The following is a 14,203-nucleotide window of genomic DNA, read 5'->3' on the forward strand; positions in this document are numbered from 1 at the left end:
TTGGTTTTTTACCGGGCGGTCTGGGTCAAGTCAATGCTCAGGGCATAGGCCCCGCCTTCGAGTTTTGCCGTCAGGGGATACTCACCCTTTTCAAAGACCTTGAGCATGGCCCGGTTGGAGGAAAGGACATCCGCCGTCATTTTTACGGCCCCGCGTTCCTTTGCCAGGCGGGTCAGCATCTGGAATAAAAAGGTGGCAATTCCTTTCCCCTGGTAGTCTTCATCCACAACAAAGGCAATATCCACAAAGGGTTTGTCCGGGTATTTGGCTATCCTGGCCTCTGAAATCAGGGTCTGGTTGCCGGGCTCTCCCACCATGCCCACCACAGAGATAACATCCCTGTAATCTACATTGACATAGGCCTGCATCTTGGAGTGGGGCATGGTTTTGATGGGTGAAAAATACCGATAGTAGATGGCCTTGTCCGAGAACCTGTAAAATAGCCGCCTCATCTGTTCCTCGTCCGATGGGCGTATGGCCCTGAATTTGACATTGAGGCCGTCCTTAAATGTCTGGGTGGTCTCTATCTCTTTGGGATAAAAATGGGCACTGTCCGCAAGAAACATCTGGTCCGGGTAGAGCAGGTTTTCCATTTTTCCGCCGTCCACAAGACCGGGCCTGTCTTCGGGATGGGCAATTTCAATGAGGGCCTGGGCCCGTTCCCTTAGGGTTCGGCCCTTGAGATGGGCCACGCCAAATTCCGTGACCACCAGATCAACAGACTCCGGCAGGCTGAGCAGGTCCGGTGAATCATCCAGAAAGAGGCGGATATTGGCCACCCCGTCCCGGTTCCGGCTGGGCAGGGCCACAATGGTATATCCCCCGGGGGAAATTTCAGCCCCGTTGAGCACATCTGCAATCTGGCCGGGGCCTGCGGAAATGTTGGAGGAGCTGGAGTGGAGGGCCACCCTGCCGGACAGGTCCACCCTCCGCACCGGAAGCACCATGACAAACTTTCTGTTTCTCCCGATTTCCATGGGGTTGAATACCTTGTCAATACTCTGGAATTCCACCATGGGGTTTTTATTGAGCCAGTGCATGAGTTTTTTGGATCCCAGGGCATAGGCGGTGAGAGAGCGCCCCCGGAACATGCCCTTTTGCCGGTTGGTCACAGCCCCGCTTTCTGCAAGTTCCATTAGGGCGTCGGTAAAAAACGGGGTATGGATTCCCAGCTCTTTTTTTCTGACAAGATACTTGGGCAGGGCTTCGTAAATGGGGCCGTAGGTAAAGGCGATACAGGAGCCGTCTTCAATGACGGATGCGGTATTTTCTGCAATTTTGTCAAATACCGGTTCCACCGGATACCTGGGAAAATAAAAGGGCGGAACCTTTGACTCTATCACCATGTCAAATTCGTCAATGTGGGCAAAGGTATCTCCCAGGGTAAAGGGAATGTCCTCGTTGATTTCACCGATCACAAGATCGGCATGCTTCATGGCACGCCTTGACACATCAACGCCTAACCCCAGACTGCAGTATCCGTTGTCACTGGGCGGGGTGATCTGGATAAAGGCCACATCAATGGGGATGAGTCCCTCTTTCATCAGGGCGGGGATGGACGAAAACCGGGAGGGGATCATATCCACCCGTCCTGCGGTAATGGCTTCGGCCGAGACCCAGCCTGAAAAAAAGGTTCTCAGCCGGTATCTGTGGGATTCCAGGGCTTTGTAGGAAACCGCATCCCCGAAACTGAGCAGCTGGATCAGGGTCAGGTCTTCCAGGCGGTGGCCTTCGGAACTCATGAGGGCATTGACCAGGGTTCTGGGCTCGGCTGTTCCTGTGCCGATGAAAATATGCATCCCAGGTTCTATTTTTTTAAGGACCGCATCCGTGGAAACGGTATGTTTTTTCCATGAGGGAGTTTTCTTTTTAAACATAAGTATAGGTTATCCTTGGGAATTAAAGGTGTAAAATTTATTGTACACCAGGGTAAGAAAGACAGCCAGCATAACCGAAGACAGGCCGATGACCACGCTAAAATAGGCCGGCGCTGTCAGGGAAAGCCGGATAAGAAGGGTGGCAAGGGCATAGCCTGAGTTTCTGAATACTGCAGGAAACTGGGGCAGAAAGGTCTGGGCCAGGAGCACCATGAGCACATCGGAAAATATCAATACGGTGTAAAAAGAGGGGAAAAAGCTAAATACGGTCTGGCCTGTGAGTTTGAGGCCCAGATTGTAAACACCCATGGCGCAGAAGGTGATCAGCATGCACAGGGCCACATTTTTTTTAGCTGCAATGAACCGGTCCAGGGAGGGGCCTTTTGCCAGAACCCTGTCCAGGTTTTTCTGCATGGCTGTGAACAGCCCGAGCAGGGCGAATATGGCAATGGCCCCGAATCCGTAGGAGAGAATATGCCAGATCACCTCATTGTGGTGGCTCAGGGAGATGGGTTCGGGCAGGATAGACAACTCTTTGAATGTATTTCTCAAGAAGATCAGGGCCAGAATTTCAAACTGCTTGCTAAGGGCCCTGGACATGGATCCTGGAAGGGCAAGGATCATGCCCAAAATTTCCATGATCAATACCAGGAGAAATGCAAGATTAATGGCCATGTAATGGCTTGTTGGAATCTGGTCTGCCATGGACGGGGGCAAAAAGTCCTGGCGGTTGAGTTCAATCACCCCGAGGCTGGCCAGAAAAATCACCAACAGGATGGTTGATACGGTTTTGTGGGTGGACTCCCTGTGCCAGAAGTCCCTAAAGGCATCAAAGAGAATGGCGCCTATTTCCAGGAGTTTATCCATTTTTGAGTTTTTCGATATTATCCCGGGCAAAGTCAATGGAGGGGTCCACTTTTAAGGCCATTTCATAATATTTAAGGGCCAGGGCAATCTCTTTGAGTTCTCTATAGCAGGAGCCGATATTGGCATAATTAATGCCCAGGGAAGGATCAATTTCCAGGGCTTTTTCAAAATACTCAACAGCCGATTCAAATTTTTGGGTCATGAAAAAGCAGGCGCCTGCCGTGTTGAACATGTCCGGACGCTGTTCATCGACCTTGAGCCCCTTGTTGCAGATTTCAATGGCCCTGTCGTATTGTTCAAGATCTTTTAGGCAGGCCCCCATGTGGGAATAGATATCCGGGAGGTTGAGCCGGGCAGGATCCTTTTCAAGGGCGGTTTGAAATTGTTTTATGGCCTCTTTTTGTTCATAGACTGCATTGTGCATCAATCCCTTGTAAAAGCTGGTGTAGTACTTGCCGGGCAGGGCCTTTTCAAGTTCCTCCAATCTTGCCAGAGCCGTCACAGGGTCAACACTTTCCGTGATCAGCCGGGCTGAAAACATACCCACGGAAGCTGCGGCAGCCCGCTCCCTGAAATGGGCCCCGGGAATGATGGAATAAAAGGCCGGAATTTCAAGGCCCGGATGCATGGTGCTCATGGCCAGAATATGAAACCCCTTCTCTTCCAGAGTGCTGATCAGGTTTTCCACTTCTTCCCGGATATTGTCCGAGGAAAGATTGGGCAGGTCAGATGCCTTGACCATGGTCTTGGGGCAGGTAATCAAAGCGGCGTCTTGGATATTTGTGAATTTGGGCAGGCCCGAGGCGATATAGTTGGAGCCGGTGTTAAAATCTCCTGCCAGCTGGGCCACTTCCGTGAGGGCACGGCTCATAGCTTTTTCAGGGTCCGGAGAGGTGCCTGCGGTCCAGACGATTTCACTCATCTGGGGAAAGGTGGCCGGATCCCAGGCCAAAACGGCAATGGTGGGAATCCCCGTATCCAGGGTAAAGTCTGAGGCATATACCTCGATTCCCTGGGTTTTGAATTTTTCCAGCATCTCTTTGACCAGAGGGTCGGTAAACGAGTCCAGCCGGATTCCGGGCACTGCCAGTTTTTTCTGGCTGACCAAAGAGGAGGTATGGCGTTCCACAAGTTCACAGATCCCCTGTGTCAGGGCTTCTTCCGTGCAGTTCCCCGCACTTGGACCGTTAAATTCATTGATCATGTAAAACCAGTTAAAGGGGATATTCACCTCTTTTTGGGCACTAAGATCATACCCCCGGGTCCATTGGAGGGGGAGTTTGTCAAAAATAGGTTTGACCTTTAAGGCATCTGCCTCATTGTCATGAACGGATTTGACAATGAGGCTGTAATCCAGGGCCTTTTTTCCAAGTTCTTCCGGGGTGGCATAAAAGAAATTGTCCTCCTCGTTCATGAACGAGAAAAAACTGAACCGTTCTACCAGCTCCATGACAGCGCTTGCTTCTGATTGTTCCGGTGTCCCGCCTTTACCCATCTGTTTGTTGGTGCCGGTCACCTTTTTGGCATCTGTTCCGCATTCGCTGAAAAACACGGGGATATCCAGCCGGCCATTGTCAATGCGCCGGGTTTGGCTTAAAATATCTAAGTTCAGGCGGGTGGATTTTTGTTTGAAACGCTCCACGGTTTCTTTGGGAGAAATGATTTTATCCTGGTCAAAGGTATAGCCTTTTTGTGCATCTTTTAATTCTATTTTATAACCCATGGGGGCAGAGCCTTTCTTCATTTTTGTTCATCCTGATCTTGGCCGGGGCATTGATTTTTTCCTGGCCCTGGTTTTCTCGGGGGGTGTTAAACTGCGGTCTTTGCCTGTTGTGTCCGGGCTTTGGCCTGCAGATTTATGCCTGTCTAACCTGTCCATATTCTTTGCTTAAATCAAAAACTATATCATAATACCCCATAAAGGTTCAATGTGAAACCAAGAATCCCCAGGGCTCACGCATGTAAATATTGTAAAGTGCCTATAGTTTTGATTGGTTCAAGTATCATCCAAACATAACTTCCTCCAGATATTTGATATCCATAGCAGCATTCAACCTTTTGGTTTTTACACTCCCTTTAAATGTCTTATTGTTCCGTAATAAATTTAATGCAATGTGCCGAATCGCTGCAAAATTCTCAGGAGAGTTCCCCTTTCTGACTCTGCTTTCGTCTTCACGGAACGCAATATCCAATACCCAATGCACTGAATTTTCAATTCCCCAATGCCTCCTGACAGCATTACCAAAAATATTGGGGTCGCTATCCAGGCTCGATATATAATATCGCTTTTCATGACTGATCTGGCCGTCCATTTCCCGGGTGGATTCAATCATTCCAATACTTTTCAAACCTTTCCAACTTTTTTTATCTTCAAACCAATCAATATCAGAGGTTATCACAGCCCTGCGCGTTTCGACTCGACCGTGCCCTCCGTCAACACTGGTCTGTTCATTAAACTGGTACCCCTGATTTTTCATTTCTTCCATTTTATTGAAAAAAAGTACCGCTTCATCATGCAAGGTTTTATGATTTTCTTTCAGGGCAAGGACATAGTCACACCCTTTGTTTATTATGGTTTCAGCGATTTTCTTTTGAGTGCCCATGGCATCAATGGTTATAATGCAGCCCGAGATATCTAAAAGTTTTAAAAGATTTGGAATGGCCGTAATTTCATTTGATTTTTCTTCGGTTTTTAATTGCCCTAAAACCACTTTATTAGACGAAGCCCACGCACTGATCATATGAATGGCTTTCTTATCATTGGAGGTATCGTGTGAACGCCTTAGAGTTTTGCCGTCGATTGCAATGACTTGACCTTTGGTCATCTTTGCAACCGACTGAACCCAGTGCATAAAACTGCTCTGAAATTCATTCGGGTTCATCCTTTCAAAAATTCTGCCAAAGGTGTCATGGGAGGGTATCCCATGGGGAAGGCTTAGAAATTTTGACAACCACCTTTTTCTCTTTTTGCCAAAGTTTTCAATTTGCTCATAAGTGTCTGCGCCAGCAACTACCGCACAAATTGCGATGATGACGACATCAATTAAATTATGAAGCTTATTGTGGTGTCTGGGGTCCTGAATATTGTCAAAAAAAGTTTCAAGAGATTTTTTTTCGTTCATTGGCAACTCCTTGTGTTTATTGCCATATATATCGTATCTGTGCAGCGATGTCTAGGAAAATTTTGTTCGATGCTCATATACTATAGCAAGCCAGGAGAGCCAGGCTGGGATAGGGTGAAGGGGGTGGAGTGGCGTAAATGAGCGGCCCGCCAGGACGGCATAGGTCCGATCATTTCCGCTTCTTAAGCGGTCAGGACGACCGCTTAAGATTTAACGGAATCCCCCTCACCTATTCCAGCCGGGTAAGGACGAATCTTAATAAAAGTTACATGCGATGACCCTGCAAGAATCCCTGATCCACCATCAAAATACCATCTTCTTCGTTGCCTGGGTTTGCTCCTCCCTGGGGCGTATGACTTATACACCTCACTCGTCGCTCGCTTGGCGCCGCAATATGGTACCGCCTGGTGGCCAGGAAAGCACAGAACATCCACATACTTAGCCAAATATGCAATTAGGCGGTGGATTTGGGAAGAATCCAGAAGGTGATTTTCTTTTAATGGATTCCCAGCCTCATGGTTTTGGTCTTTATCTTTATGAATACCTGAAGCGGGTGGGGGGCAGGGGTTAGAGCAGGAGAGAAAAAAAAGAGGAACCAGACCCGGGTAGATCTGCCCGGGTTGAATGGTCCTGATGTCCAGGTTGATTCAGGCGCTTGCCACGGTTCTGAACCGGCTCATCCGTTTTTCCAGCAAAGAGAGGACAAAGATGAATCCGGCGGACAAGAGCATGTAAATACATCCGGCAATAAAAAAGAGTTCAACAGGCATGAAGGTTTCGGCGATGAGGTTCCGGGTAATCCCCGTGATTTCCAGCAGGGCCACGGTGGAGGCCAAAGAGGTGCCTTTCATCATGAGTACAAGTTCATTGGAATATCCAGGGATGGCAATCAGGGAGGCCTGGGGGCCGATGATCCGTTTGTAGATCTGGAACCGGGTCATGCCAAGGGAAACCGCCGCCTCAACCTGTCCTTTGTGGACGGATAAAATGGCGCCTCTGATGATTTCTCCGGCATAGGCGGTCGTGTTCAGGGTAAAGGCAATCACGGAACACCAATAACTGTCCTGTAGAAAGACCCAGAATATGGAATCTCTTATCCACTCAAACTGGGAAAATCCATAATAGATGATAAACAACTGAACCAAAAGGGGAGTGCCCCTGAAAAAATAAATATAGAGGAATGCCGGGAGGCTGAGCAGTTTTGATTTTGCATTTCGTATCAAGGCCAGGGGAATGGCCAGAACCAGCCCGGCCACCATGGTGATTCCGACCAGCTTCAAGGTGATGAATGTGCCGTCAATGAGTTGGGGCAGGCATTCTTTTATCAATTCCATATCCATTATGACACCGTCCCCACACCACGGTTGGCCCGTTGTTCCAGAACGTAAAGGACCAGGGTGGTAATTGTAGTGATTCCAAGATAGATGAGTGCAGCCGTGATATAGAAGGTAAAGGGCTTTCGGGTGTTTGCAACGGCCTGGGAGGCGTTTCGCATCAGTTCGTTCATTCCGATGACCGAGACCAGGGCGGTGTCCTTTTGAAGAATCATGAACAGATTGCCCAGGCCTGGAAGCGCATAGCGCCAGATCTGGGGAAATAAAATTCTGAAAAAGACCTTGGTCCGGCCCATGCCTATGGCCCGGGCCGCCTCTAATTCACCCTTGGCCACGGCCAGAATGGAAACCCTGAACACATCCGTGGCATAGGCCCCGTATACCAGGCCCAGGGTGAATACCGCCGCCACCATGGGATTGATTTCAATATAGAGTTCAAATCCCAACAGGGCCGCCCCTTGTGTGATGATGGCAGATCCGCCGAAATAGACAAATAACACCAAAATGAGCTCTGGCACGCCCCGGATGACGATGGTCCATGTGTCCGTGAGCCAGCTTAAGATCTTTATCCCGGAAAGTTTGGCCCCTGCCCCGGCCATGCCGGAAATCAGTCCCAGCGCCAAAGACATCATCATTATCTTGATGGTGCCGACAGTTCCGGCTGCCAGGGCACCGCCGTATCCGTACAAGTCAATCACAAAAGACCTCTCTTATGAGCTTGTTGAAAGGTACCGGCAGTCTTGCCGGTACCTTGTGTTTAATCCGCCTTTTAACCATACCCCCAATTGGGGTCTTTGGCTGTTGGTTATTTAAACCATTTTGAATAGATACGGTCGTAGGTGCCGTTGGATTTGATTTCGGCCAGGGCTTTGTTGAATGCCGCCAGAAGCGCCTTGTCCTCTTTGCGCAGGGCAATGCCAACGCCGTCACCGATGTAGGCCCGGTCTGTAACGGGGGTGCCCATTTTTTTAACCCCTTTATTTTCCGGGTCTGCAATGGTTTTGTTTACAAAGATGTCAGAGGCAAGCACCAGGTCGATTCTGCCGGATGCCAGATCAAGCACCTGGCTGGCAGGGGTGTCATAGTATTTGATCTCAACGGATTTTCCATAGACCCCTTTGATGTAGTTGGCCCAGGTGGTGGCCCGCTGAACGCCGACTTTTTTGCCCTTGAGTCCTTCGGGGGTGAATTGATAATTTTCCGTTGAACGGCCCATGAACAGGCCTGTTTCATCGTAGTAGGAATCGGAGAAATCAACCACTTTTTTGCGCTTTTCAGTAATGGACATATCCGATATGATGGCATCGAATTTTTTGGACATCAGTCCGGGGATCATTCCGTCCCAGTCCTGGATCACATCCACTTTTTCAACGCCCATAACCTCACACAGGGCCGCTGCGATTTCAACATCAAAGCCCTGGATTTTTCCGTCTCCGTCCACAAAGTTAAAGGGCGGGGTGGCGGTTTCATTGGCGATCCTCACCTTTTCCATGGAAAGGGCGGTTCCTGCCGTCATCAACAGTGCGATCAACAGATAAGCAATGATTTTTTTCATGATCTACTCCTTGTGTCTCGGTTGTGGGTGATTTGTTCTGGTCTCTTATGTTTTCCAGGCTTAACCTGGGGTTTCCTCCGTTAATGTCCCGGGTTCATGGTGACAAACTGTCTGAACCGGTCGGTTTTCGGGTGGGTAAATACCTCTTCCGGGGGGCCGTCTTCGGTGATTTCCCCTTCATCCAGAAAGACGATCCTTGAAGAAACATCCCTTGCAAACTTCATCTCGTGGGTGACAATGAGCATGGTCCGGCCTTCATGGGCCAGGGCCCGGGCAATGGCCACCCGCTGCTGCTGGCCTCCGGATAGCTGGCTGGGGTATGCATCTGCCTTTTCTCCCACCCCGACTTTTTTTAGATATTTTTCAGCAATTTCCCGGGCCATGGCCTTGGATCTGCCCAATACCTGGATTTGTCCTTCCATGACATTCTGGATGATGGTCATGTGGGTCCAGAGGTTAAAATTCTGGAATACCATGCCCAGCTTTGACCGGATGCGATTGATCTGGGAATTATCCGCAGCCTTTCGGCTCTCCTCTTTTCCCTGCATTCGGATCATCTCTCCGTCAATATATACATTGCCCTGTTCAGGGGTTTCCAGAAGATTAATGCTTCGAAGCAGGGTGCTTTTCCCGGATCCTGAACTGCCCAAAATGGAAATCACCTCTCCTTTTCGGGCGGAAAAATTAATGCCCTTGAGGACCTTAATGGATCCAAACCGCTTGTGAAGGTTTTCAACGCATATGGCATAGTCGCTGTGATTCATATCAGCCCTCTCATCTGCCGGCCCCAGGAAAGCCTTTGACCGTTAAGTTGGTGCCGGAACATGGGGCTTGCAAAAAAGAACCGATTTGCCAATGTCCCGGGAATGGCCGGCCCGTTTCATAACGGCGGCATTCTTTTCCCCTCTGGCGGTTTTGCCTTGTAAGGCGTGTCTATTAATTGCCAGGGCGGCCTTAAAAATTAAATTTAAATTAGTACTCAACAGCAATGATTAGCAACGAGCGTGCCAGCCAGCAACGGCCTTTGGGGTAATTCCGCGGAATCCGTTAGCCTGCCTGGAATAATTTTTAGTTTTTCAGATTTAAAACCAGGCGGCCTGGTCCAAATCAAAAAGACATTGGCCCAAACTCAAGTTGCTCTGGCCGGTTCAGGCCTGACTTTGGGGGATGATTTTCTTTAAATTCAAGGGGATGGGTGGATTGTCAAGGTTGTCATTCTCGTGCCAATCTTGACAAAGCATGGGGTTTGCGCCTTTTCATTGACGGACTTGAAAGCCGCTGCTCAATAGGTCAGTGTCATAAAGGGGAGCCGGTCTTTGGAAAGCCCATAGGGAATCAAAAAATCCAGGCTGTCCACGATTTGATGCGTTGACAATTCTTCTGGGCGATAAAGGCCTATGGGTTCGTCTTCTCTTTGTTGAAAATTTAAGAGATCATTTGAATATGCGTAAAAAAGATGGCATTCAAAGGCACGGCCATCTATATTGGTGCCCCTTAAAAGTCCCCTCAGCGTCCAGGTCAACTCCAGGCCTGTTTCTTCAAGACATTCACGTGCCATGGCAGCCTGAGGGCTCTCTTTGGCTTCTATTTTTCCGCCGATTCCGTTGAGCCTCCCCTTTTGCCATGCCGGCCTGTTCTTTTTGACGAGGAGCACCCTGGAATCAGTCTGCTCCTCATCTATGGTAAATCCAAACCCGACAACAAATTTGTCCATTATTTTGGGGGGTATCCTTAAAAATGACTATAATATTAATACCGGGTTTTGGACCGGCTTAGGCCGAGTATGCGGTTTAGGCAAGTCCTCCGCCGTCAACGGTTAAATTAGTGCCCGTGACCCACTGGGACATGGGGCTGGCAAAAAAGAGAACCGCGTTGGCCACATCCCGGGGAGCCCCCACCCGGTTCAGGGGGCGGTCTGCAGCCTCTTCCATAAAGGCGGCATCATCCTCTCCAAGCTGCTTTGCCTCATCATGGAGCAAAGGGGTGTCAATGTCGCCGGGGCTGACAGAATTGACCCGGATATTCTGGGGTCCATGGTCAATGGCCATGGCCCGGGTCATGTTCACAATGCCGCCTTTGGCAGCACAATAGGCCACGGCCTGGTTGCCCCCTTTTAATCCCCAGCCTGAGCCGGTGTTAATGATGCTGCCCCCCCCGTTTTTTGCCATGACGGGAACGCAGTATTTGGACAGAAGAAACGCACCTTTGAGGGTCACGTCAACGACGATATCCCATTCGCTTTCTTCAAGGTCTTCAACGGTTTTTCTCCGGATCACCCCGGCATTGTTGAACAAAATGTCAATTCGTTTGTATTGTGTAACAACCTGGTCAATTGCGGCGCAACACGCCTTGGCTGAAATGACATTGCAGGCGATAAACTCAGCCTTGTGTCCCCTTGCACTAATGGTTTTTACTGCATTTTTACCCTTGACCTCATCAACGTCCAGAATCACGGCCACAGCGCCCTGGGAAGCCAAAAGCTCTGCCGTGCCAAACCCAATGCCCGAAGAACCGCCTGAAATAATGGCCACCTTGCCGCTCAAGTCCAGTATGGAATCTGTATTGCCCGTACACATAAGGGATACTCCTTTATTTGTCTTTTGCCGGACCCTGGCCGGCAGTATTTATAATTTGTCACAGGTCTGTACTGAATAGCAATCTAAAGATTAGCAACTCGTGTGCCAGGCACAACAGGGCCCCAAGGTATAATGATATGGAATTCATTGTCCTGTCTGGGATAGTTAAAATTTTAAAGTGTAAAATATCCGTTCATTTTATTTGTATCAAAGATAAACCGATCCGGTTTAGGAGGGTATGAACCGGCCGGATCTGATACACGAGCCCAGATTGTATTTAAATTCAAACGATTACAAGAATGTCAATTCTGGCATCTTCCTTGTCAATAATGTCAATTTAGGCTCACGGTCGAATTAAAATCTTTCAAAATATGGCTTAAGAATTTTAATCGTATTCAAGGCGGAAGGCAGGGAGCATATTAGACATATGTGCCCAGCCACCCAACGCCGAAGATGATTAAAAAGATAAGATATATGGGAGGTTATATTCTGACCGGTAGCTTTAAGGCCAGCCAGTTGTGATCTTGCTTGATCAAACGGATCTTGGGATTCGGCTGATTAAATCAGCACACGCCCCCATTGACGCCCAGGATCTGGCCTGTGATGTATCTGGCCTCATGGGAACTCAGAAAGGAGACGGCTGCAGCGACCTCTTGGGGTTTTCCCAGCCGGCCTGCCGGGACATCTTTGGCGATCTGTTCAAGGGGCAGGCCCTGGACCATCTCTGTTTCAATGAACCCGGGGGCCACGGCGTTCACAGTGATGTTCCGGCTGGCAACCTCTTTGGCCAGGGCCATGGTCGCACCGATGAGGCCTGCCTTGGATGCCGAGTAGTTAACCTGACCGGGATGTCCCACCTGGCCGGAGGCAGAGGCGATGTTGATCACCCGTCCCCAGCGTTTGGACAGCATTTTTTTGACGACCAATTTTGTCACATTAAAAAAACCGGTCAAATTGGTGTCCATAACCCTTTGCCAGCTTTCATTTTTCATCATGACCATGAGTTTGTCATCCCTGATGCCGGCATTGTTTACCAGAACGTCGATCTGTCCTTTTTCTTTGAAAATAGTTTTCAGTTGGGCCTGGACAGCGTTCTGGTTGGTAACGTCAAAGGGGATCAGGGCGCCGTCGGATCCTGCCTTTCTGACCTGTTCAAGGGTGGTTTGGGCCTCAGTTTTGCTTGAATTGTAATTGATGTAAACAAAACAATTGGTTTGGGCAAGGGTTTTTGCAATTGCCCTGCCGATTCCACGGCTGGCACCGGTAACCAGGGCAATTTTTTTTTGGGATTTCTCATTGGCGTTTTTCATGGAAGCATCCTTAAAATCAGTTCAAATTTGTATTGGATTTATAGAAAGGCTGGGGTTTTTTGTCAAGAAATCATCCGGGGTTAAAAGACCATGGCATATACCTGGTCGTGGTTTTTCCAGACACAGGTTTCACAGCCTTTTATGTGGGTGTTGAACCGGCTGCCCTCGGCCATTGAAAAATCAATGTAATCCGAATTCATGATAAAAAGCGATCCTTTTTTTTGGTCCTGCTCAATCACAAAATAGGCGGCCCTGCATTCCCCTATGGCACAGAGCCGGCCCCCGAGAAGGATGCAGTTAAGGGTCGCAAAATCCGGAAGCAGGACTTTGAAACCGAGTTCTTTTGTGAGCAGGGCCAGGGCCTGGTCCACATCGTCGGCATTAAAATCCATTTGCTGATTCCCTTTAAGGTGAGTGGCTACGGCCTTTAGACTGATTTGATTTAGGTTTTTAAAGGCGGGCGTTTTGGGGGGAACGGTCAGTACAAGGGCCAAAAGAACAATGCAGGCAGCAGCAAGGCCTGTGATGGCCAGTGCGTATTTTTTTACAGAAGTTGTAAAAAAACCGGCATCCTGGTCAAGGCTTGCATTTATACTCTCCTCCAGCCCTCGGGGGGGCGTTTTAAAGGAAATCGCTTGGACAATTGCCTGTTCGAGTTCATTGTCCTTGAGAAATAATGCCTTGCATTCACGGCACTCTTTTATATGTCGGGCAGCCCCATGGGCAAGGATCTGGTCGTGGATATCACGATGGGTCAGCCAATGCTGGAATTCTTTACAATCCATTTTTATTTTACGGCCTGGCGGTTAAAGTTAATGTCCAATATTTTTTCCCCGGACGGTTTGAATTTTTTCAACAACCCTGTTTTAAGGTTTTCCCTGGCCCGGGTCAACCTGGACATCACCGTACCAATGGGGATATCAAGGGCTGCTGCAATTTCTCTGTAACGCATTTCATCCATATAATACAGGATCAGCACCTCCCTGTATTTCACAGGGAGCCTGTCAATGGCAGCGTTGAGCAAAAGGGCATCGGACCGTTCCAATATCTGTTCCTCAGCATCCTTTTGCCGGATCTGCTGCTTAAGAAAGTCAAGATAGTCCTCTTCCTTTAGCCGCTGCCTGGATTTGTTCTTCTGGCAGATTTTCAGAAAATTATTTCTTAAAATTCTGAGCAGCCATGGCTTGCACCTGGACGGATCCTTTAATTGGTGGAACTTGTTAAAGGCCATCAAATACGTTTCTTGAACAATATCCTCGGCATCATACACGTTGCCCGTATACCTCAAGGCAACATTGTACAAAAGCGTCATATGCGGATAGGTCAGGCTCTTGAACTTTTGTTTGGCCCTGTTTTTTTTTAATATCATGGACTCATTTCCCGGCTTGCGCCTCCTTGTCTGTTTAAGGTAATCAGGAAATGAGCCTTTGCAACCAATCCGTGCAAAAGCATTTTTGCAATCTTTACCTTATGAGGCTTTTTCCTGCTTTTTTATTCCAGATTTGGTTTATTGTGCCTGGACTGGCAGTTAAAAGCGCTTTCATGTATTTACCCATTGGTTA

At 48.7% G+C, this 14,203-nt stretch carries 13 protein-coding genes; all 13 read right to left on the reverse strand.

The genetic code is table 11. The features are described from left to right. Window positions 1-8: 8 nt before the first annotated feature. The 13 genes from HUN05_03865 to HUN05_03925 all read right to left on the reverse strand — a co-directional run bounded on the left by HUN05_03865 (window position 9) and on the right by HUN05_03925 (window position 14,010). The gene (locus HUN05_03865; protein ID WDP84391.1) at window positions 9-1,877 is read right to left on the reverse strand and encodes a GNAT family N-acetyltransferase; all 1,869 of its coding nucleotides are present in this window, start codon (window positions 1,875-1,877) and stop codon (window positions 9-11) included. A 9-nt stretch (window positions 1,878-1,886) separates the two neighbouring features. Beyond that, a complete protein-coding gene (locus tag HUN05_03870) occupies window positions 1,887-2,744 on the reverse strand; it encodes a hypothetical protein (protein WDP84392.1) in 858 nt (285 codons plus the stop codon). Continuing rightward, on the reverse strand, window positions 2,737-4,467 hold the full coding sequence (locus HUN05_03875; GenBank protein ID WDP87912.1) for a YcaO-like family protein: 1,731 nt from the start codon (window positions 4,465-4,467) through the stop codon (window positions 2,737-2,739). Before HUN05_03875 ends, HUN05_03870 begins: the two co-directional genes overlap by 8 nt. Window positions 4,468-4,747: 280 nt before the next feature. After that, window positions 4,748-5,866 carry an ISAs1 family transposase gene (locus HUN05_03880; GenBank protein WDP84393.1) on the reverse strand — a complete coding sequence of 373 codons (1,119 nt, stop codon included), beginning with the start codon at window positions 5,864-5,866 and terminating at the stop codon, window positions 4,748-4,750. 647 nt (window positions 5,867-6,513) lie between these two features. Continuing rightward, window positions 6,514-7,206 carry an ABC transporter permease gene (locus HUN05_03885; GenBank protein ID WDP84394.1) on the reverse strand — a complete coding sequence of 231 codons (693 nt, stop codon included), beginning with the start codon at window positions 7,204-7,206 and terminating at the stop codon, window positions 6,514-6,516. Beyond that, window positions 7,206-7,898 carry an ABC transporter permease subunit gene (locus HUN05_03890; protein ID WDP84395.1) on the reverse strand — a complete coding sequence of 231 codons (693 nt, stop codon included), beginning with the start codon at window positions 7,896-7,898 and terminating at the stop codon, window positions 7,206-7,208. Before HUN05_03890 ends, HUN05_03885 begins: the two co-directional genes overlap by 1 nt. A gap of 107 nt (window positions 7,899-8,005) precedes the next feature. Next, entirely contained in the window at window positions 8,006-8,755 is a 750-nt protein-coding gene (locus HUN05_03895; protein ID WDP84396.1) for a transporter substrate-binding domain-containing protein, read from the reverse strand. 80 nt (window positions 8,756-8,835) lie between these two features. Then, window positions 8,836-9,519 carry an amino acid ABC transporter ATP-binding protein gene (locus HUN05_03900; protein WDP84397.1) on the reverse strand — a complete coding sequence of 228 codons (684 nt, stop codon included), beginning with the start codon at window positions 9,517-9,519 and terminating at the stop codon, window positions 8,836-8,838. A gap of 518 nt (window positions 9,520-10,037) precedes the next feature. After that, on the reverse strand, window positions 10,038-10,469 hold the full coding sequence (locus tag HUN05_03905) for an NUDIX domain-containing protein (protein ID WDP84398.1): 432 nt from the start codon (window positions 10,467-10,469) through the stop codon (window positions 10,038-10,040). A 76-nt stretch (window positions 10,470-10,545) separates the two neighbouring features. Further along, on the reverse strand, window positions 10,546-11,331 hold the full coding sequence (locus HUN05_03910; protein ID WDP84399.1) for an SDR family oxidoreductase: 786 nt from the start codon (window positions 11,329-11,331) through the stop codon (window positions 10,546-10,548). Window positions 11,332-11,894: 563 nt separating this feature from the next. Then, window positions 11,895-12,641: a 3-oxoacyl-ACP reductase FabG gene (fabG, locus tag HUN05_03915; protein ID WDP84400.1), complete on the reverse strand. Its 747-nt coding sequence runs from the start codon at window positions 12,639-12,641 to the stop codon at window positions 11,895-11,897. Window positions 12,642-12,721: 80 nt separating this feature from the next. Continuing rightward, complete coding sequence (locus HUN05_03920; protein ID WDP84401.1) at window positions 12,722-13,426, reverse strand: hypothetical protein; 705 nt, start codon at window positions 13,424-13,426, stop codon at window positions 12,722-12,724. Between the two features lie 2 nt (window positions 13,427-13,428). After that, entirely contained in the window at window positions 13,429-14,010 is a 582-nt protein-coding gene (locus HUN05_03925) for a sigma-70 family RNA polymerase sigma factor (GenBank protein ID WDP84402.1), read from the reverse strand. Between the last annotated feature and the right edge of the window lie 193 nt (window positions 14,011-14,203).

The sequence above is a fragment of the Desulfobacter sp. genome (assembly GCA_028768545.1).
Classification (GTDB): domain Bacteria; phylum Desulfobacterota; class Desulfobacteria; order Desulfobacterales; family Desulfobacteraceae; genus Desulfobacter.

What these genes read in the sequence shown, in the direction of transcription:
- HUN05_03865 (WDP84391.1), bottom strand. Translation starts at nt 1,877, where the DNA reads ATGTTTAAAAAGAAAACTCCCTCATGGAAAAAACATACCGTTTCCACG.
- HUN05_03870 (WDP84392.1), bottom strand. Translation starts at nt 2,744, where the DNA reads ATGGATAAACTCCTGGAAATAGGCGCCATTCTCTTTGATGCCTTTAGG.
- HUN05_03875 (WDP87912.1), bottom strand. Translation starts at nt 4,467, where the DNA reads ATGGGTTATAAAATAGAATTAAAAGATGCACAAAAAGGCTATACCTTT.
- HUN05_03880 (WDP84393.1), bottom strand. Translation starts at nt 5,866, where the DNA reads ATGAACGAAAAAAAATCTCTTGAAACTTTTTTTGACAATATTCAGGAC.
- HUN05_03885 (WDP84394.1), bottom strand. Translation starts at nt 7,206, where the DNA reads ATGGATATGGAATTGATAAAAGAATGCCTGCCCCAACTCATTGACGGC.
- HUN05_03895 (WDP84396.1), bottom strand. Translation starts at nt 8,755, where the DNA reads ATGAAAAAAATCATTGCTTATCTGTTGATCGCACTGTTGATGACGGCA.
- HUN05_03900 (WDP84397.1), bottom strand. Translation starts at nt 9,519, where the DNA reads ATGAATCACAGCGACTATGCCATATGCGTTGAAAACCTTCACAAGCGG.
- HUN05_03905 (WDP84398.1), bottom strand. Translation starts at nt 10,469, where the DNA reads ATGGACAAATTTGTTGTCGGGTTTGGATTTACCATAGATGAGGAGCAG.
- HUN05_03910 (WDP84399.1), bottom strand. Translation starts at nt 11,331, where the DNA reads ATGTGTACGGGCAATACAGATTCCATACTGGACTTGAGCGGCAAGGTG.
- fabG (WDP84400.1), bottom strand. Translation starts at nt 12,641, where the DNA reads ATGAAAAACGCCAATGAGAAATCCCAAAAAAAAATTGCCCTGGTTACC.
- HUN05_03920 (WDP84401.1), bottom strand. Translation starts at nt 13,426, where the DNA reads ATGGATTGTAAAGAATTCCAGCATTGGCTGACCCATCGTGATATCCAC.
- HUN05_03925 (WDP84402.1), bottom strand. Translation starts at nt 14,010, where the DNA reads ATGATATTAAAAAAAAACAGGGCCAAACAAAAGTTCAAGAGCCTGACC.